Raw genomic sequence first — 18327 nt, 5'->3', positions numbered from 1 at the left:
ACAAAATGAGAATTGTTATTGATATCACGCTTTCGCCCACTACAATGCCCGCCAGTGCATGATTTTTGAATAGGGTTTCTGATGGAGTTGTTACGGGTGGTGTTCCAGCAGTATCGCTGGCCGTTTCTGGCGGTAATGGCGTTAACCATTGCCAGTGCGGCGTTGGGGATTGGCATCATTGCATTTATTAACGTGCAATTGATGGGCGCGGCGGGTAATCCGCTAGTGGTGTTGCCGCAGTTTCTCGGCCTGTTGGCCCTGTTGATGGCGGTTACGCTCGGCTCTCAGTTGGCGTTGACCACTTTAGGGCACTATTTTGTTTACCGGCTGCGTGGTCAACTGGTGAAGCGCATATTGGATACCCATATTGAACGGTTGGAGCAGCTGGGCAGTGCCTCACTGCTGGCTAGCCTGTCGAGCGATATCCGCAATATCACCATTGCTTTTGTCCGCCTACCGGAGTTGGTTCAGGGGGTGATCCTGACCTTGGGATCGGCTGCCTATCTGGGCTGGCTGTCGCCTGCCATGCTGGGCGTGACCGCGATATGGGTGACGATCACCATTTTGGGCAGTTGGTATCTGGTCTCGCGGGTTTATAGCCACCTGAGCAGCGTGCGCGAAGCGGAAGAGCGGCTCTATCTGCATTATCAAGCGGCGATCGACGGGCGCAAAGAATTGGCGCTGAACCGCGATCGGGCAAAAATGCTATTCCAGCAGGCTTACCAGCCCGATGCCGGTGACTACCGTTACCATATTATCCGTGCAGATACTTTCCACCTCAGCGCCGTGAACTGGTCGAATATCATGATGCTGGGCGCCATCGGCCTGGTGTTCTATATGGCAAACAGCCTGGGTTGGGCGAACACCACGGTGGCGGCGACCTACTCCCTGACCTTATTGTTCCTGCGTACCCCCTTATTACAGGCGGTTGGGGCATTCCCGACGCTGATTGCGGCCGAAGTGGCCTTCAATAAAGTGAAGGCGCTCAAACTGGCGGACTATGATCCGGCATTTCCGGCTCCACAGGCTCGCGCGTGGCAAACGCTGGAACTGCGCGACGTGGCATTCCACTATGCGGCGGGTGAACAGCAATCAGGGTTTGCGGTTGGGCCGATCAATTTGACGTTACGGCGGGGCGAACTGGTGTTCCTGATTGGCGGCAACGGCAGCGGTAAATCGACGCTGGCCATGCTGCTCACTGGGCTGTATGTGCCCGTTAGTGGGCAGATCCTGCTGGATGGTCAACCGATTACGGTTGCCGATCGTGAGGATTATCGTCGCCTGTTCTCTGCCATCTTTACGGATTTCTACCAGTTTCATCATTTGTTGGGGCCGCAAGGGGAACAACCGGACGCCGAACTGGTGGAAACCTGGTTGCAGCGCCTGAAAATGAAAAGCAAATTGGAGTTCGACGGTACGCGCGTCACCAATCCGCAACTGTCACAAGGGCAGCGCAAGCGCCTGGCCCTGTTGTTGGCGGTGGCTGAAAAACGGGATATTTTGCTGCTGGATGAGTGGGCGGCGGATCAGGATCCCCAGTTCCGCCGTACTTTCTACCGCGAGTTGCTGCCTCAGCTGCGCGAAATGGGAAAAACCGTGTTTGCCATCAGCCATGACGACCATTACTTTGAACATGCGGATCGTCTGCTGCAAATGCGAGATGGCCATCTGAGCGAACTGATTGGGGATGAGCGCCATCAGGCGAGCCGAGACTCCGTTAGCCAGCTTGATTGAATTGCTGAATTTGTCGGGGCGCACATGTTCGTCCCGACATGGCTAGCCGGTTGAGAAATATCTGTCGTCCCATAGGCCAGGGCTTGTTGAGTGATTGCTTATATCGATAATCAAAATCGCCGCCAATGATTTACTCTGTGTCTAGGGGAAAACGGTACATGGCCTTGCGCCCGTGGTACCGATTTCAATGGGCAACACGGTAGTCAGGGGGAGCAGGAACGCGCCGATGGACAATCAATCACTTATTCCCACCACAGAGGCTCCTCTAGCGGAAACGCTAAGATTTCCGCCATCCTGGAATCTCAATGAGCGGCAACAGCGCTTTATCGAAGATCTTTGGCTGGTGGAAGATCCTGCCGTGCCCGGTTCAGCCGATAATCTTGCGGCGCCCGGCCAGGATGCCGAATAGCATCTGCAGCAGCGTTAACCCCAGCAAAATCGTCAATGGCACTGTCCAGCCTTGCGTCAAATCATGCACCAGGCCAAACAAGGTCGGCCCCAATGCGGCCAGCAGATAGCCGATGGACTGCGCCATCCCTGACAGCACCGTTGCCTGATGATGGTGCTGGCTGCGCAGACCAAAGAAGGACAGCGCCAGCACCAACGAACTCCCCGCCCCAGCCCGGCAAATATCAGCCAGATCAGGGAGTGGGCAGGCAGCAACAGCAATCCGCCGACGCCAATAAAGATCAATAGCGAACTGACCAGGGCGATCCCACGCTGGTCGCGCGCGCGCGGCAGTGCGAACACCATCACAAAGTTGGCGGCGATCGCCACGATTTGATAAACAAACAGCTCGAACCCCGCCTGCTGCGGTGAGGTGCCGTGGCTGGCGGCAAAGGCGCTGAACCAACCGATAATGGTGTAGAAGGTGATGGATTGCAGCCCCATGAACAAGGCTACCTGCCAACCCAGGGCGCTGCTCCAGGGGGAGCGAAAGGTTTCTGCGGCCACCGGCGTGCCGGTTCGGGTAACCGGGTTGGGCTTGCGTTTCAGTTGGGGTAGCCAGATCGCCAGCGCGATAAACGCCGGCAGGCTCCAGCACAGCAGTGAAAAACGCCAGCCGTTATCGTTGAATGCCGCTAACGGCACCGCCATGCCGGAGGCGATAGCGGCCACCAGTGACATCACGGCCGCATAGGTACTGATCATCACCGCAGCCCGATGGGGAAAATCGCGTTTTACCAGCGTTGGTAGGACCACGTTGGCAAAGGCGATGGCCGCGCCGATCAACACCGTGCCCAACCACAGCATGCCATCCCACGGTTGTGAACGCAGCACGATCCCGGCGACCAGCAGCACCAGCGCCAGCCCAAGCGTGCGCTCAATCCCGATGCGCTTGGCCAGCGACGGTGTTAATGGCGATAACACCGCAAACAGGATCAGCGGCAGGGAGTTGAGTAACCCGGCGGCGGTGGCAGAAAGCATCAGCTGGTGCTGGATCTGTTCCAGTAACGGGCCTACGCTGGTTAAAGGGGCGCGCAGGTTAGCGGCCACCAGCATGATGCCGGCCAGCAATAAGAAACGCGTCAAACGACTGCGTTTAACAACACAATTTGCGGATGGTTCGGGTTGGGGCATGAGATCCTCGCATCAGGCATGCAGCCAATCAATACTGCACGACGGGATGCGTTGATTGACGTTAACGCTTACGTACTGGCAGGGCTGCCTGTATCTGCGTGCCAGTTTAGGAAAGATCGCCTCGCCTGACAAGAGGTTAAGGAAACCGCGCTTGGCAACCACCAAGTGACTTTGATCAACGCTAGGGAAACTATTGCTGGCAGCATTGCTCGCCATAACGGATAGTAACGGCAGTAAACTTATTGTGAGGAATCGCTATGTCTTCTTTCTACAGCCCCCGCCGTATTGTGCTTTACACCATCGCCGTGATCGTAATTTTGGTGATTGTCGGTCTGGTGACCCACCTGGGTGTCGGTTGGCTAAACTGAGCCAATTAACAGTTTTGTGATGTTGATCACCTAAGGAAAGAAAAGCCTTTTCGCTGCTGCCCGCCAAAGCCGCTTTCACTGTGCTATTTTTCACATACTCTTAACCTGCCGCCCTATCGGCCTGCGGCAGATTTCACTTTTCTCGCGCCCGGCGAGGAAATAGTTTCATTTCGTTTCGATCCGAAAGCTTTTTACCCCCATTTGCTGCTAAAACTGCCCTGTAACCCCGATCACAATTTCATTGCTTTCGCTTTGTTGTAATACCGCCGCAGTAGAGCGAAAGCCATCATCTCCCGGCCAAAACCGGAAACCTGAGGACCTATTGCTCATGCCAGTGAACACCGCTAAACGACGTGAACACATCATCGATCTGCTCTGCGAGCACGGAAGCGTGCGGGTGGAACAGCTCAGCAAACAGTTTGCCGTTTCCACGGTGACGATCCGCAACGATCTGCGCTTTCTGGAACGTAAAGGCTGTGCGCTGCGTGCCTATGGCGGGGCGATGCTCAACCAGCAGTTTGCCTTTGACCGCCCGTTACATGACAAAGGGCGTTTGAACCGCGATGTGAAATCACAGATTGCCTGCCGAGCGGCAAGCTATGTGCGGGACGGTGATGCGCTGATCCTGGACTCCGGCTCCACCACGGCCCAGATCGTGCCCTGGTTGAAACCGCGCCGCGATCTGGTGGTGATGACCAATGCGCTGAACATTGCCTATGAGCTTTCAGGTTACGACGGGGTGGAAGTGATGGTGTTGGGGGGAAGTGTCCGGCAGAACTCTTATTCGCTCTATGGCCCGGCTGCCGAGCAGCAATTGCGCCAGTACCGCTTCGACAAACTATTTTTGGGCGTCGACGGTTTCGATCTGGTTGCGGGGATCACTACGCCTCACCCCGGTGAGGCACACCTCAATCGTGTGATGTGCGAGGTGGCGCGCGAAATTATCGCGGTAGCGGATGCCAGCAAGTTTGGTCGCAAGAGCTTTTGCATGATCCGCGAAGTCGGGCAAATTCATCGGCTGATCACAGATAGCCGTCTTCCACAAGATTATCAGCTGGCGCTCAGCGATTTAGGCGTAGATGTGGTGATAGCCGATCGCGACTAGGGCGCCCTCATGGGGGATTCATGCAGCAGTGGTTACAACTGGTAGCACAGCACAAGGCCGGCCAGCCGGTGGGGATATTTTCCGTTTGCTCCGCGCATCCTTGGGTATTGCAGGCCGCTTTGCGGCAAGCAAAGGCACGTGGCACACCGGTATTGATCGAGGCGACGTCAAACCAGGTTAACCAGTTTGGCGGCTACACCGGCCAGACCGCCGCACAGTTTCGTGATGCACTGTGGCAGATGGCGGATGATATCGGGTTGCCAAGGAGCGCTATTTGGCTGGGGGGCGATCATCTTGGCCCCAACGCCTGGCAAGACCGCCCGGCATCAGAGGCGATGGCGCTATCCGAAACCCTGATTGACGACTATGTGCGCGCCGGATTTCGCAAGATCCATCTCGACTGCTCCATGTCCTGCGCTGACGATCCTACCCCGTTGGGAGATGAAGTGGTGGCACAGCGTGCGGCGCGCCTGTGCGCGGTGGCGGAACGAGCCTGGCAGCAAGCGGGTGGTGAAGCTCCGGTGTATGTGATCGGAACCGAAGTTCCGGTACCGGGTGGAGCGCAGGAAACGCTGCAAGGCATCCAGGTGACTACGCCACAGGCAGTCTTCGTCACGTTAGAGGCGCACCGTCATGCCTGGCAGCAGGCAGAGCTGAGCAGCGCCTGGTCTCGAGTGATCGCCTTGGTGGTGCAACCCGGCGTCGAGTTCGACCATCACAGCGTCGAACATTACCAACCGCAGGCGGCGCAGGAGTTAAGCCGCTTTATCGAACGCCAGCCGGGGCTGCTGTATGAGGCCCATTCGACCGATTACCAGGCACCCAAGGCCTATTCGCAGCTGGTGCGTGACCATTTCGCCATTCTGAAAGTTGGCCCGGCGCTCACCTTTGCGCTGCGTGAGGCGCTGTTTGCCCTCGATCGTATCGAGCGTGAATGGTTGGGGGAGCATCGTTCGGCCCAGCTGTGCGCCACGCTTGAGCAGGTGATGCGCGAACAGCCGCAGCAGTGGAGCCGCTATTATCACGGCAGCCCGCATCAACAGTATCTGGATCGGCACTACAGCCTGAGCGATCGCGTGCGCTATTACTGGCCGCAGCCACAGGTTCAGCAGGCAGTGGATGCGCTGATGGACAATCTACGGAGCAACCCAATCCCGCTGGCCTTACTCAGCCAGTATTTACCCGATCAGGCGCGGGCCTTGAATGCCGGTGAACTGAGCCAGGATCCGCAAGATTGGGTGATCCACAAAATTACCCAGGTGCTCGACGACTACCACTCAGCCTGTTACCCGGAGGTGCGCTGATATGCCCAATATTCTGATGACCCGTATCGATAACCGCCTGGTGCATGGCCAGGTCGGGGTGACCTGGACCAACACGCTGGGCGCCAATTTGGTGGTGGTGGCCAACGATGATGCCGCCGCCGATCCGGTACAGCAAAACCTGATGGACATGGTGGTCGCGGAAGGCGTGCAGACCCGTTACTTCACCCTGCAAAAAACCATCGACGTGATCCATAAGGCGGCGGATCGGCAAAAGATTTTTCTGGTGTGCAAAACGCCGCAGGACGTGTTGACGCTGGTGCAAGGCGGGGTGCCCATCACCTTTGTCAACGTCGGCAATATGCACTTCGCCGCAGGGAAACGGCAAATCCACAAAACAGTCTCGGTGGATGACGATGACATTGCCGCCTTTCGTGAGCTGGCGGCGTTGGGCGTAGCCTGCGAGGTGCGCCGGGTGCCGGATGAAGCCGGTGAAGCGATAGGCAAACTGCTCGCTTGAGCGCAGGGGGAAGCATGTTAACTGACGCGTTATTGATTGCATTGCTGGCGGGGCTGGCCGGGGTCGATCTGTTTAATGGCCTGACCCACTTCCATCGCCCGGTAGTGATGGGGCCACTGGTTGGCCTGATCCTGGGGGATGTCACCACCGGCTTATTGGTGGGCGGGACGCTGGAGTTGGTATGGATGGGCATGGTGCCATTAGCTGGTGCGCAGCCTCCTAACGTGGTTATCGGCGGGGTGGTCGGCACGGCGTTTGCCATCCTCACCAAGGCCGATCCCAAGGTGGCCATTGGCGTGGCGGTGCCGTTCGCCATAGCGGTACAGGGTTGCATCACGCTGCTGTTCACTGCGTTTTCACCCATGATGCACCGCTGCGATCGCATGGTGCAGGAACTGAACTGGCGCGGCGTTGAGCGGGTGAACTACCTCGGCATCAGCATTCTGTTTGTTTTCTACTTTGTGGTGGCGTTCTTGCCGATCTACTTCGGTGCCGATGCGGCCAGCGCCATGGTGCAGAAAGCGCCGACCTGGCTGCTGGATGGGCTGGCGGTAGCGGGCGGCATGATGCCGGCAATCGGTTTCTCACTGCTGATGAAAGTGATGATGAAGAAAACCTACGTGGCGTATTTCATCCTCGGTTTTATTTCGGTGACTTTTCTTAAGCTTCCGATCCTGGCGGTGGCGCTGGGGGCATTGGCGATCGCGCTGATCGATTTCTTTAACAGTCAACGGGCAGATGCGGACGTGACCAGAAAGCCTGTTCAACCGGAGGACGCCGAAGATGGCATTTGATGATTCTGACGATCTGCTGGCGCAAAAGGCCGCAAAACGCCTGGAACAGGCATTGGCCACCAGCCAGGTAGAGCAGGACGACTACGTTGGTAGCCGCCCGGCAGAAGCGCTGACGCGCAGCGATATCAACCGCATGGCCTGGCGCTCGCTGCTGCTGCAGGCATCGTTCAACTATGAACGTATGCAGGCCGGTGGTTGGCTGTACACCCTGATCCCTGGCTTGCGCAAGATCCACCGCAATCCTCAGGATCTGGCGAATTCGATGAAGATGCATATGGAGTTTATCAACGTGCATCCCTTCGACGTCACCTTCCTTTCGGGGTTGGTGCTGGCGATGGAACAAAACAAGGAAAAAGTCTCCACCATTCGAGCGGTGAAAGTGGCGCTGATGGGGCCGTTGGGAGGCATTGGCGATGCGCTGTTCTGGCTGACGCTGTTGCCGATCTGTGCGGGCATCGGGGCATCCCTGGCGCTGGAGGGCAGCCTGTTTGGGCCGATAGTGTTCTTGCTGTTGTTCAACGTGTTCCACTTCGGGCTGCGCTTTGGGCTGGCACACTATGGCTATCAGGCGGGCACCAGTGCGCTGACGCTGTTGAAAACCCATACCAAACGAATATCCCATGCGGCGTCGATCGTGGGCATGACGGTCATCGGTGCGCTGGTGGCCTCTTATGTGCATCTTTCTACGCCGCTGATCATGCATGCCGGTAAGGCCACCGTCGCGTTGCAAACGGACGTGCTCGATAAGTTGATGCCCAACCTGTTGCCGCTGTGCTTCACGTTGTTGGTGTTCTTCCTGATGAAGCGTGGTTTCTCACCGGTGAAACTGATCGGTGTGACGGTGGTGATTGGCGTAGTGGGTAAATTTATCGGTTTGCTGTGAGGAAGAGAACATGCCAGGAATTGTCATTACCGGCCACGGCGGTTTCGCCAGCGGCCTGCTACAGGCGGTAGAGCAGGTGGTGGGGGAACAACCCGCCTGTATCGCGGTGGATTTCCCTGTCCATATGGGCACGGCGGAACTGAAAGTGGCGTTGAGTGCCGCGCTGCAAGCGGTAGCGCAGCCGGACGGCGTGGTTTTTCTTACCGATATGCTGGGGGGATCGCCTTTTCGTAGTGCCTGCGAGTTGGCCGATGCGCATGGCAACTGTGAGGTGCTGACCGGGGTGAATATGCAGTTGGCTGCCGAAATGATGCTGGAGCGCGAAGGGCTGAGCCTGATCGAGTTTCGCGACATGGCGCTGGCCTGCGGCAAACGCGGCTTGACCAGCCTGTGGCACGAACGGCGTAAGGTGAAATGCGCCAACGCCGAGCCGGATGGGATTTAATCAAGGGGACCCGGTTCTCTATGGGAATGGAATCCCCTTGTATGTTGAGGCTAACTCGGTATCGGCAACGGGCTAAGTGCCATCTGGGCCGGGCCATGTTCATCACGGCTGAAACGCCAGCAGGTCTGGTGATATTTCGCCACGCTGTTGCGGTGTGCCACGCTGACCAGCGTGACTTCGGGCAATTCATCAACCAGCAGGCAATACATCAACTGCTCGGTTTCATCATCCAACGCGCTGGTGGCTTCATCCAGGAACAGCACATCCGGGCGGGTCAGGATCGCACGGGCAAACGCCAATCGCTGCTGCTCGCCCGGTGAAAGGCGATGGCTCCAGTTGGCGCTGGTATCCAACCAGCGTTGCAGGTGCTTCAGCCGACAGTTTTCCAGGACTTTCAACAACTGCTCATCGCTGTAGTCTTTATCCTGATGCGGATAGCTCAGCGCTTCACGTAGCGTACCGATCGGGATATAGCTGCGCTGCGGCAGGAACAGCGTCGTGAGATGTTTATCCAGGCCGATCTCACCGGAACCGTAAGGCCAGATCCCGGCAATGGCCCGCAACAGCGTGGATTTACCACAGCCAGAAGGGCCGACGACCAGCACGCGCTCACCGCGTTGCAGCGTCATGGTTGCCGCACTTAACAGTGGCTGTCCATCGGGCAGCGTCAGGCCAACATCGCGCAGCATTAGCGGCGAGTGGTCTTCTTGTTGCAGGCTGATACCGCGGGTTTGGTTATGGACTTCGTCCACCGCCGCGTTAAAGCCAGCCAGACGGTTAACGCAGGCTTTCCAGGTAGCCAGATCGGTAAACGCGTCGATAAACCACGACAGCGATCCTTGCACCTGGCCAAACGCGGAGGAGATCTGCATCAGCCCGCCCATCTGGATCGCACCGGAGAAATAGCGTGGTGCCGCCACCAGCAGCGGAAAGACAATGGCAAACTGGCCGTAGAAGTTACTGGCGATATTCAGCCGCCGGGTGATGCGCATGATCGACCACCAGTTGCTGCGGATGGCTTCAAAGCGGTTACTTAGCTGCTGCTTCTCTCGCGGTTCACCGTGATACAGCGCGATGGCATCGTTATTTTCACGGATACGGATCAGCCCGAAACGGAAGTTCGCCTCATAGCGTTCCTGATTAAAGCCGAGCATGACCAGCGGCTTGCCGACCCACCAGATCAGCAAGGATCCTAGTACCGCGTACAGCAGGGCAAACCACACCATATAGCCGGGCAGGGTAATGGTATGTTGGGCGATCACGAAGGTCATCGGCCCGCTGATATGCCAGAGAATGGTAATAAACGAACAGAGCGTCACCAGGCTGGAGAGCAGGCCGAGCGACAAAGATAAGGTGTACTGGGTCAGGACGTTGAGATCGTCGGAGATACGCTGATCGGGGTTATCGATAATCTGCTGCTGTTCGGTATGGTAATAGGCCTGATGTGCCAGCCACTTGCCCATAAATTTTTCCGTCATCCAGCGCCGCCAGCGCATCTGTAGGCCCTGGGTCAGATAGATCTTGTAGACCGCCAGCACGATGAAAGCCAACGCCAGATAGGTAAAGCGCCACAGCTGGGCTTTGAATACCGGGTAGTTCTTATTCTGCAGGGCATCGTAGAACACTTGGTTCCACTGGTTGATCAGCACGCTGATATAAACCAGCCCCAGAGATAGGCCCACGATGGCGATCAGCATCGCCCAGGCGCGCCATTTTTCTTCCGAAACCCAAAAGGGTTTGATCAACTGCCAGACGGCCCGTTTTTGTGTAGTGCTCGTGTTCATACAAATCCAGAAGGTATCGTTTTCTTCTAGCATGGGCACGAGGCTGGTAACAAACAAACCGCCACATGTAAGCAGTTTTGACGTGGCTCATTATTTGCAATACAGCGGAGATAAAACGAGCGCAAGTAACGTTGAGTAGCGTGAGGCGAGGGCGTCTTTGGCGCGGCGGCAAATCACAACACAAAATGAAATTGTTACAACTATGTTCGGGGCGAACATGTGCTCGCCCCGACAGATTTATTTCACGGCATCTTTCAGCAAGGCTTTCCAGCCTTCAACATTCCCCAAATACTCCTGCACGGGGATCTGGGATAGCCGCCCTTGATTATCCTCCAGGGCAAAGGTTGGGAAGCCATGCCCACGGACTTTGGCGAGCAGTGCGCGGCTGTCGGCAATATGCTGTGCCGTTGGTGCGCCGCTGCTCAAACGCATCTCGGCAATAAAGGCAGCAGGATCCAGGCCCAGCTCATTCGCCAGCGCTTCCAACACCGGCGTATCGGCAATACGTCGTCCTTCCCGGTAGTGGGCTTCCTGAATGCGGTGCAGCATATCCAGGCCTCGTCCGGCGAGCTGTTCAGCGGCCAGGATCGCAACGATCGGTGGCTCAGAGTCCATCACAGCCGTGGTGTCACGCAGTAGGCCGTTGAAGTAACCGTCGCCGAAGAGCTGGCCGGTTAGCTCGGCAATCCGCTTATCATGGGGCATCACGTAATTGCGCCATTCCTCGTTGATGGTTCGGCGGGCATTGCCGGTCATCATGCCACCGGCGTGCAGGGCAACGGTCAGGCCCGGAATAGCCTGCGCGGCCTTGGCCAGCGGTGCCGCTCCGTAGCACCAGCCGCACAGCGGATCGAAAATGTAATGCAGGGTCGTCATGTTTTTGCTCCTACCGTTTTACTGCGGCCACTTCATTTCGCCTTTCAGCACCTTGGCGCTCAGTTCCAGGCTAGAACCATCTTGCAGTTTTGGATAGTGCTGCTGCATGGCCGCGATCAGTTCAGCGGAGTTCTTGGTTTTTGGCAACTCGCTTTCCAGCGTGGTCAGATAATTGTGGGTAAAGGTCACCGACTCCAGCGTTTGTGCCGCTCCTGGCAGGAAGTGCCCCGGAACCACTACCTGCGGTTTCAGCGCCTTGATGCTTTCCAGCGTTTGCTGCCAATGCGCACGTGACTCGACAGTCTGATTATCCGCAATCCACGGATGAATATTGTCACCGGCTACCGGCACGCCACCCACCACGGCTTTCAACGATGGGATCCACACAAAGGTGCGATCCGGCGTTGGGCCATTGAGGCCTTTCACTTCGACCTGCTGGCCATCAATGCTAAAGCTGCTGCCCTGCAACGGTTGCGGTACGATCACGGTCTGCGGCGCATTCTCCTTCAGGATCGGCCCCCAATAGGCAAGTTTACCTGCCTGGGTCGCATTGATCGCTTTGATCGTTTCCGGTGAAGCAATGATGTTTGCCTCTGGGAAGGCGGCTTTGATCACGTCCAACCCGAAATAGAAATCCGGATCCGAATGGCTGATATAGACCGTGGTCAGCTTCTTACCGGTAGCCTTGATCTTTTTCACCAGCTCCTGCGCGTCGTTACGCTGGAATTGGGCATCGATCAGCGCCACTTCGTGTGGGCCGCTGACAATCTCGGAAGAGACCGGGAATACGCTCTTTTCGCCTGGGTTGTACACTTCCAGGGTCAACGTATTAGCCGCATTGGCGAAGGTGCTGAATGAAACGAAGCCTGTTACGGCCAGGGTCAGTAATGATTTCTTAAACATGTGCAGGTGCCTTTTGGGTGTTTGTTATCGTTGGCCAGATGATAGGTTGCATAGAACGGGAGAAAAACCGGATAATAAGCAATTATTCATTGCGTAAATCGAGCGAATCATGGATCGCATTACCGCCGCAGAGGTTTTTGTCACTATCGTCGAACGCGGCAGCATGATTGCGGCAGCGGATACCCTGGCGATGTCGCGGGCTATGGTGACGCGCTATCTGGCACAAATGGAACAGTGGGCCGGGGCGCGGTTGTTGCACCGTACTACGCGCAGGCTCAGCCTGACCGATGCCGGGGAACGCACCCTGGAGCGCTGCCGCCAAATGCTGGCGGTAGCGAAAGATATCGATCTGGTGGAAAACGAGCAGAGTGACGATGTACGTGGCCTGCTACGAATCACCTGTTCGCAATCGCTTGGCCAAACGGCGCTGGTGGGGGCGGTGGCGCAGTACCTGAAGCGCCATCCTCAGGTGGCGGTGGATCTGCAAATGAATAACCGGGCGGTCAATCTGGTGGAGGAGCGGATCGATCTGGCACTACGCATCACCAATGAACTGGATCCCAATCTGATTGCCCGGCCGCTTTCCAACTGCGCTTCGGTGATCTGTGCGTCTCCAGCCTATCTGGCCGCTCATGGTACCCCGCGTCACCCGCAAGATTTAGCTCTGCACAACTGCCTCACCTATTCCTACTTTGGTAAAAGCCTGTGGCACTTTGATGAGCAAGGCGTGAAGTCGGCGGTGGCGGTCAGTGGCAACCTCAGCGCCAACGAGTCGGTGGTGCTATTGGCAGGAACGCTGCAAGGGGCGGGGATCTCCATGCAGCCTTACTATTCCGCTGCGCCATTGTTGGCAAAGGGGGAGTTGGTGGAACTGTTACCGGGGTATCTGTCACAGACGATGGGGATCTACGGCATCTACACCTCGCGCCGCCAAATGCCCGCCACGTTGCGTACCATGCTGGACTTCCTGGTGGAATGGTTTGCCACCGATCCTGGCTGGCGTGCCACGCTGCGCTAGCGTTGGATCACCGAAGCCAGGCGGGCAGGCAACTGTTGCGCCTGCTGTTGCAAGTGCTGCACGAAGGCGTTGACCAGCGCGGAAGAGGGGCGGTGCAGCGGGCGGATCAGGCTCACGGTAAACGGCACCTCGACGCTGAAGGGCCGCACATGAACGCCATTATTGGCGTAATCCAACGCAGTCAGCGGGTTGACGATCGAGATGCCCACCCCGGCCTTGACCATCGCACACACCGAAGCGGCGCTGTGGGTCTCCATCACCATCCGGCGCTCGATGCCTTGTTCATGGAACAGCGCATCCAGCAGTTGCCGATAGCTGTCGGTGCTCGACAGGCTGATAAAGTTTTCTGCGTTGAAGTCCTGCGGCGTCAGCGTGCTTTTCGCAAGCATTGGGTGCCCGGCAGGCAGCACACACACTTCATTCATCGTCATCAGCGTCATGCGCTCGGTGCCTGCGGGCGTCAGGGTATTCTCCGTCAGGCCCAGATCGTGGCGCTGTGCCGAAAGCCACTCTTCCAGCAACGGTGACTCCTGCGGGATCACGCTGAAGCTCACTTCCGGATAACGATCGACAAAAGGTTTGCACACGGCAGGCAGCAGCGATTGGGAAAACACCGGCAGACAGGCAATGGAAAGCTGCGCCTGCTGGAATTGCCGGATACCGGCGGCCGCATTTTTGATGCGATCCAGGCCGTAATAAGAGCGCTGCACTTCTTCAAACAGCCGCAAGCCTTGCACCGTGGGGTAAAGACGACCACGCACGCGATCGAACAGTTGCAGTTGGATCAGCTTCTCGAAGCGGGCCAGTTCGCGGCTGACGGTCGGTTGTGAAGTTTGCAGCAGCGCCGCCGCTTCGGTCAGATTGCCGGTGGTCATCACCGCGTGGAAAATCTCAATCTGGCGCAGGGTAATAGCGTACATGGCGACACTCCACGGAGAGGGAAAGCCATATCATAAATGAATAGACTATGGCGAAATAGATATTTTTCACACCGAGGCCGCTGCGGCATGATGGTGGAAAATTTGATTATGGGAACCGAACCATGCCACGCGCCTTGAACGACACCTCTACCGCCCTGAACGCCGCCAATCTGCTGGCGCTGCCCCCACGTTTTGGTTGCCCAGTCTGGGCCTATGATGCGGATATCATCAGCCAGCGTATCAGCCAGTTACAGCATTTTGATGTGATCCGTTTTGCCCAGAAAGCCTGCTCGAATATCCATATTCTGCGCCTGATGCGCGAGCAGGGCGTCAAGGTGGATTCGGTGTCGCTGGGGGAAATCGAGCGCGCGTTAAAAGCCGGTTTTGAGCCGGGCGGCGAAGATATCGTGTTTACCGCCGACGTGCTGGATCACGCTACGCTGGCGCGCGTCAGCGAATTGAAAATCCCGGTCAACGCCGGTTCTATCGATATGTTGGAACAGCTTGGCCAGGTGTCTGCCGGGCATCCGGTGTGGCTACGTATCAACCCTGGTTTTGGCCACGGCCATAGCCAGAAAACCAATACCGGCGGTGAAAACAGCAAGCACGGTATCTGGTACGCCGATCTGCCGCAGGCGGTCGCCAAGGTGCAGCAATACGGCCTGAAACTGATCGGGCTGCATATGCACATCGGTTCCGGGGTGGATTATCAGCATCTGGAACGCGTGTGTGACGCCATGGTGCAGCAGGTGATTGCTCTGGGGCAGGACATCACGGCGATTTCCGCCGGTGGCGGCCTTTCTATCCCTTATCAGCAAGGGGAAGAGGCGATCAATACCGAACACTATTACGGCCTGTGGAACCGTGCACGTGAGCGAGTTGCCGCACATCTGGGCCATCCGGTGAAGTTGGAAATCGAGCCGGGGCGTTTCCTGATGGCCGAAGCAGGCGTGCTGGTGGCCGAAGTACGTTCGGTAAAACAGATGGGCAGCCGTCACTTTGTCCTAGTGGATGCTGGGTTCAACGATCTGATGCGTCCGGCGATGTACGGCAGCTATCACCATATCTCCCTGCTGCCTGCCGACGGCCGCAATACTGATAACCAACCGCTGCAAGACACCGTGATTGCCGGGCCGCTGTGTGAGTCAGGTGATGTGTTTACCCAGCAAGCGGGTGGCGGTATTGAAACCCGTCCGTTGCCGCAGGTGCGGGTCGGGGATTATCTGGTATTCCATGACACCGGGGCCTATGGCTCGTCGATGTCCTCCAACTACAACAGCCGCCCGCTGCTGCCGGAAGTGTTGTTTGAAAACGGTGAACCTCGGCTGATCCGTCGCCGCCAGACGATTGACGAATTGATCGGGCTGGAGCTGGTTTAAGTTGAAATTAACGCGCGTAGGGGCCAGGTACCACGGACTCGCGCAGTTTTAACTCCCCGACAAACGGCGTTAGCGGTTGTAGCGCTTCGCCGTTAATCAGACGCAGGGCTTGGGCTATCGCCGCTTCGATCATCGCGTCGATCGGCAGGTAGACGGTGGACAACGCCGGTTGCAGATAGGCGGCGCTTGGCTCATCGTCGAAACCAAACAGCGAAACGTCCTCAGGCAGGCGTTTGCCAGCCTGGTGCAGGGCCTTCATCGCGCCGATAGCCATATCATCGTTGCTGGCAAACAGCGCGCTGAATGAGTTGCCGCTAGCCAGCAGGGCCTTACAGCTTAAGTATCCGCCAGGTACGCTGCTATCACCGTTGTTGATCAAGGCATCATTGAACGCAACCTGGTGGTGTTCCAACGCCTGACGATAACCCGCCAAGCGGGATTGGGCGGTGGGTGTATCGATCGGCCCGGTGATGCAGGCGATCTCCCGGTGTCCTTGACGGATCAGATAATCCACTACGTTGAAGGCGGCCTGTTGCTGTTCGAAGAACACGCAGCGTTCACGGGCCTGCGGCAGATCGCGGTTAATGACCATCACCGGAACCGGCAGGTCTTCCAGCAACTCCATCAGGGCGCTTTCGCTCATAAAGCGGGTGTAGAGGATAATCGCGTCGCAACGGCGATCCGCCAGCAGCCGTACCGCCTGTAATTCATCTTCTGGCGTGTCGTGGCCATCGGTGACGATCAGGTGCTTACCGCTGGCCTCGACCAGTTTGGCGGCCTGGCGCAGCAAACGACCAAAGTAGGGGCCATCAAAATTGGACACTACCAGCCCAATGCTGTTGGAGCTTTTATTGGCCAGCGATTGGGCGAGAAAGTTTGGCCGGTAGCCCAGTTCATCCATTGCCTTGAACACCGCATCACGCGTGCTCTTCTTCACCTGGCCGGTGCCATTTAAAACGCGGGAAACCGTGGCTTTGGACACCCCTGCGCGCATGGAAACATCCAACATGGTGATCATCAATGGCTACCCTCTTTTAACGTCCGCTGCGGTAAATAGTGCAGAGTCTAGCATAGGGTTAGATCGGCTCGAACATGTTCGACCCCTACAAATTCAGCAACCTATGTTGTTGGGGCGCCTATCCATTGATTGGCGTAAACTGACGGTGCTGGCATTAAGGTGTTTTTCAGAGGGGATTAGCGTGTTTCGTATTGTGCATCTGGCGGACTATCCGCAGCATCAACAACAGGTTATCGATTGGCAGTGGCAGGCGTTTGGCAGCGAAAACAGCCGGGAATTCTTTGCCAGCGTGGTGGCCAGCAGCCTGCGGCATCAAGGTTTACCGATCACCTTTATCGCCCTGTTGGATGACAAGCCGGTAGGCACCGTAGGGCTGTGGCGCTGTGATTTGATCAGTCGCCAGGATTTAACGCCGTGGTTGGCCGCGCTTTACGTTGAAGAGAGCCAGCGCGGCAGCGGGCTGGGGTTGCAGCTCCAGCAATATGTGCAGGAGTACAGCCGCCGGGCCGGGTACAAGGAGCTGTATCTGTATGCCGAGTTTAGCGGTTATTACGAACGTCATGGTTGGCAGCACATCGGCGAGGCGCTGGAGTACCCGGATCGCCCCGTGCGCCTCTACCACCGCCTGCTAGATTAGTTTTGCTCGAAAGCGTTATTGATGCTGGCGACCGAATGGCGGCGTACCAGCGTCGGGCTGAACATATTGGTGATCTCCGGTAGCGGCTGGTTGTTGGCCAACGCTAATGCCAGCTCAGCTGCTTGCGTCGCCATCGCCACCACCGGGTAGCGGATAGTGGTCAGGCGTGGGCGCAGATAGCGCGAAATCAGCACGTCGTCAAAACCAATCAGCGAAATCTGGCCTGGAACGTCCACACTGTTATCACTGAGCACCGAAAGCGCCCCGGCGGCCATCGGATCGTTATAGCAGGTGATGGCGGTGAACTGCTTACCACGGCCCAGCAACTCGGTCATGGCCTGCTCGCCGCCAATCTCATCCGGCTTGCCGTAGGCAACCAGCTTCTCATCCACCGCAATACCGTGTTCTTCCAATGCATCCAGGTAGCCCTGCAATCGATCGGTAGCATCTGAAATCTGATGGTTGGAGCAGATGAAGGCGATCCGCTGGTGGCCCTGCTGGATCAGATGGCGGGTGGCCAACCAGGCACCGTAGCGATCGTCAAGCGCTACGCAGCGGGGCTCAAACCCAGGCAACGTACGGTTGATCAGCACCATGCCTGGGATCTGGCGCATCCAGACGGTCAGCTCATCGTCGGTCAGCTTCTTGGCATGCACCACCAAGGCCGCACAGCGATGGCGTACCAGTTGCTCAATGGCCTGGCGTTCTTTTTCGGCATTGTGGTAACCGTTACCAATCAGCAGAAAATTATGCGTGGCGTAGGCCACCTGCTCCACGGCTTTTACCATGGCACCAAAGAAGGGATCGGAAACGTCAGAGACAATCAGGCCCAGGGTTTCGGTGGATTGTTGTGCCAGCGCACGGGCATTGGCGTTGGGGTGATACTGCAATCCTTCCATGGCGGCCAGCACGGCGGTCCGTGAACTTTCGCTGGCTTTCGGGGAGTTATTTATTACGCGGGACACCGTGGCGACGGAAACACCCGCCAGCCTGGCAACATCCTTAATCGTGGCCATATCTGCAACACTTCCTGGGTAATCGCTTACATTCCTCAGTTTTGCGGAAAAAATCGCGCGCCGCAAGGGCTTGTATCGTTAACT

Annotated in this window: 17 protein-coding genes and 1 pseudogene; 11 read left to right on the top strand and 7 right to left on the bottom strand. The window is 57.2% G+C overall.

Annotated features, from left to right (window positions below; genetic code table 11):
• The first annotated feature begins 81 nt into the window (after positions 1-81).
• Both D9980_RS14865 and D9980_RS26690 read left to right on the top strand, forming a co-directional pair.
• Positions 82-1734, top strand: a complete 1653-nt coding sequence (locus tag D9980_RS14865; protein WP_121607700.1) for a multidrug ABC transporter permease/ATP-binding protein — start codon at positions 82-84, stop codon at positions 1732-1734.
• Between the two features lie 226 nt (positions 1735-1960).
• The gene (locus D9980_RS26690; protein ID WP_162304266.1) at positions 1961-2143 is read left to right on the top strand and encodes a hypothetical protein; all 183 of its coding nucleotides are present in this window, start codon (positions 1961-1963) and stop codon (positions 2141-2143) included.
• Here the strand turns inward: D9980_RS26690 and D9980_RS14860 are convergent.
• Positions 2102-3315: pseudogene (locus D9980_RS14860) on the bottom strand (CynX/NimT family MFS transporter). The gene D9980_RS26690 and the pseudogene D9980_RS14860 sit on opposite strands and share 42 nt — an antisense overlap.
• 696 nt (positions 3316-4011) lie before the next feature.
• Here D9980_RS14860 and agaR point away from each other — a divergent pair.
• The 6 genes from agaR to agaF are packed head-to-tail and all read left to right on the top strand — an operon-like array spanning position 4012 to position 8692.
• The gene (gene agaR, locus D9980_RS14855) at positions 4012-4788 is read left to right on the top strand and encodes a transcriptional repressor AgaR (protein ID WP_121607699.1); all 777 of its coding nucleotides are present in this window, start codon (positions 4012-4014) and stop codon (positions 4786-4788) included.
• 20 nt (positions 4789-4808) lie between these two features.
• A complete protein-coding gene (locus D9980_RS14850; RefSeq protein WP_121607698.1) occupies positions 4809-6092 on the top strand; it encodes a D-tagatose-bisphosphate aldolase, class II, non-catalytic subunit in 1284 nt (427 codons plus the stop codon).
• A 1-nt stretch (position 6093) separates the two neighbouring features.
• Positions 6094-6570: a PTS N-acetylgalactosamine transporter subunit IIB gene (agaV, locus tag D9980_RS14845; protein WP_121607697.1), complete on the top strand. Its 477-nt coding sequence runs from the start codon at positions 6094-6096 to the stop codon at positions 6568-6570.
• 14 nt (positions 6571-6584) lie between these two features.
• The gene (gene agaW / locus D9980_RS14840; protein WP_024485028.1) at positions 6585-7364 is read left to right on the top strand and encodes a PTS N-acetylgalactosamine transporter subunit IIC; all 780 of its coding nucleotides are present in this window, start codon (positions 6585-6587) and stop codon (positions 7362-7364) included.
• Positions 7354-8247 (top strand): PTS system mannose/fructose/sorbose family transporter subunit IID, encoded by an 894-nt coding sequence (locus D9980_RS14835; protein WP_121607696.1) that lies wholly within the window; start codon positions 7354-7356, stop codon positions 8245-8247. The genes agaW and D9980_RS14835 overlap by 11 nt, the downstream gene beginning before the upstream one ends.
• A gap of 10 nt (positions 8248-8257) precedes the next feature.
• Positions 8258-8692 carry a PTS galactosamine/N-acetylgalactosamine transporter subunit IIA gene (agaF, locus tag D9980_RS14830; protein WP_121607695.1) on the top strand — a complete coding sequence of 145 codons (435 nt, stop codon included), beginning with the start codon at positions 8258-8260 and terminating at the stop codon, positions 8690-8692.
• Positions 8693-8742: 50 nt separating this feature from the next.
• Here the strand turns inward: agaF and D9980_RS14825 are convergent, their stop codons facing one another.
• The 3 genes from D9980_RS14825 to D9980_RS14815 form a co-directional block, all read right to left on the bottom strand.
• On the bottom strand, positions 8743-10476 hold the full coding sequence (locus tag D9980_RS14825) for an ABC transporter ATP-binding protein/permease (protein WP_121609030.1): 1734 nt from the start codon (positions 10474-10476) through the stop codon (positions 8743-8745).
• Positions 10477-10713: 237 nt separating this feature from the next.
• On the bottom strand, positions 10714-11352 hold the full coding sequence (locus tag D9980_RS14820; RefSeq protein ID WP_121607694.1) for a DsbA family protein: 639 nt from the start codon (positions 11350-11352) through the stop codon (positions 10714-10716).
• 18 nt (positions 11353-11370) lie between these two features.
• A complete protein-coding gene (locus D9980_RS14815; protein ID WP_121607693.1) occupies positions 11371-12255 on the bottom strand; it encodes an MBL fold metallo-hydrolase in 885 nt (294 codons plus the stop codon).
• Between the two features lie 109 nt (positions 12256-12364).
• Between D9980_RS14815 and D9980_RS14810 the strand changes: the two genes are divergently transcribed.
• Complete coding sequence (locus D9980_RS14810) at positions 12365-13273, top strand: LysR family transcriptional regulator (RefSeq protein ID WP_121607692.1); 909 nt, start codon at positions 12365-12367, stop codon at positions 13271-13273.
• On the opposite strand, the gene D9980_RS14805 is transcribed toward D9980_RS14810, so the two are convergent.
• Positions 13270-14193 carry a LysR family transcriptional regulator gene (locus D9980_RS14805; RefSeq protein ID WP_121607691.1) on the bottom strand — a complete coding sequence of 308 codons (924 nt, stop codon included), beginning with the start codon at positions 14191-14193 and terminating at the stop codon, positions 13270-13272. The genes D9980_RS14810 and D9980_RS14805 overlap by 4 nt on opposite strands.
• A 122-nt stretch (positions 14194-14315) precedes the next feature.
• On the opposite strand from D9980_RS14805, the gene lysA reads away from it, so the two are divergent.
• On the top strand, positions 14316-15572 hold the full coding sequence (gene lysA / locus D9980_RS14800; protein ID WP_121607690.1) for a diaminopimelate decarboxylase: 1257 nt from the start codon (positions 14316-14318) through the stop codon (positions 15570-15572).
• Between the two features lie 7 nt (positions 15573-15579).
• On the opposite strand, the gene D9980_RS14795 is transcribed toward lysA, so the two are convergent.
• On the bottom strand, positions 15580-16590 hold the full coding sequence (locus tag D9980_RS14795) for a LacI family DNA-binding transcriptional regulator (RefSeq protein ID WP_121607689.1): 1011 nt from the start codon (positions 16588-16590) through the stop codon (positions 15580-15582).
• Positions 16591-16771: 181 nt separating this feature from the next.
• Here D9980_RS14795 and D9980_RS14790 point away from each other — a divergent pair, with 181 nt between their 5' ends.
• On the top strand, positions 16772-17227 hold the full coding sequence (locus D9980_RS14790; RefSeq protein WP_121609029.1) for a GNAT family N-acetyltransferase: 456 nt from the start codon (positions 16772-16774) through the stop codon (positions 17225-17227).
• Here the strand turns inward: D9980_RS14790 and galR are convergent.
• Entirely contained in the window at positions 17224-18243 is a 1020-nt protein-coding gene (gene galR / locus D9980_RS14785; protein ID WP_024485039.1) for an HTH-type transcriptional regulator GalR, read from the bottom strand. The two genes, D9980_RS14790 and galR, sit on opposite strands and share 4 nt — an antisense overlap.
• Positions 18244-18327 lie beyond the last annotated feature (84 nt).

It is taken from the genome of Serratia sp. 3ACOL1, from assembly GCF_003668775.1.
Classification (GTDB): Bacteria; Pseudomonadota; Gammaproteobacteria; order Enterobacterales; family Enterobacteriaceae; genus Chania; species Chania fonticola.
The sequence above is the reverse complement of the archived record's forward strand: the minus strand, read 5'-3'. Positions and strand labels throughout refer to the sequence as shown.

Bases quoted from the DNA above. Each gene is read 5' to 3' on its own strand.
- D9980_RS14865 (WP_121607700.1), top strand. From the start codon at position 82: ATGGAGTTGTTACGGGTGGTGTTCCAGCAGTATCGCTGGCCGTTTCTG.
- D9980_RS26690 (WP_162304266.1), top strand. From the start codon at position 1,961: ATGGACAATCAATCACTTATTCCCACCACAGAGGCTCCTCTAGCGGAA.
- agaR (WP_121607699.1), top strand. From the start codon at position 4,012: ATGCCAGTGAACACCGCTAAACGACGTGAACACATCATCGATCTGCTC.
- D9980_RS14850 (WP_121607698.1), top strand. From the start codon at position 4,809: ATGCAGCAGTGGTTACAACTGGTAGCACAGCACAAGGCCGGCCAGCCG.
- agaV (WP_121607697.1), top strand. From the start codon at position 6,094: ATGCCCAATATTCTGATGACCCGTATCGATAACCGCCTGGTGCATGGC.
- agaW (WP_024485028.1), top strand. From the start codon at position 6,585: ATGTTAACTGACGCGTTATTGATTGCATTGCTGGCGGGGCTGGCCGGG.
- D9980_RS14835 (WP_121607696.1), top strand. From the start codon at position 7,354: ATGGCATTTGATGATTCTGACGATCTGCTGGCGCAAAAGGCCGCAAAA.
- agaF (WP_121607695.1), top strand. From the start codon at position 8,258: ATGCCAGGAATTGTCATTACCGGCCACGGCGGTTTCGCCAGCGGCCTG.
- D9980_RS14825 (WP_121609030.1), bottom strand. From the start codon at position 10,476: ATGAACACGAGCACTACACAAAAACGGGCCGTCTGGCAGTTGATCAAA.
- D9980_RS14820 (WP_121607694.1), bottom strand. From the start codon at position 11,352: ATGACGACCCTGCATTACATTTTCGATCCGCTGTGCGGCTGGTGCTAC.
- D9980_RS14815 (WP_121607693.1), bottom strand. From the start codon at position 12,255: ATGTTTAAGAAATCATTACTGACCCTGGCCGTAACAGGCTTCGTTTCA.
- D9980_RS14810 (WP_121607692.1), top strand. From the start codon at position 12,365: ATGGATCGCATTACCGCCGCAGAGGTTTTTGTCACTATCGTCGAACGC.
- D9980_RS14805 (WP_121607691.1), bottom strand. From the start codon at position 14,193: ATGTACGCTATTACCCTGCGCCAGATTGAGATTTTCCACGCGGTGATG.
- lysA (WP_121607690.1), top strand. From the start codon at position 14,316: ATGCCACGCGCCTTGAACGACACCTCTACCGCCCTGAACGCCGCCAAT.
- D9980_RS14795 (WP_121607689.1), bottom strand. From the start codon at position 16,590: ATGATCACCATGTTGGATGTTTCCATGCGCGCAGGGGTGTCCAAAGCC.
- galR (WP_024485039.1), bottom strand. From the start codon at position 18,243: ATGGCCACGATTAAGGATGTTGCCAGGCTGGCGGGTGTTTCCGTCGCC.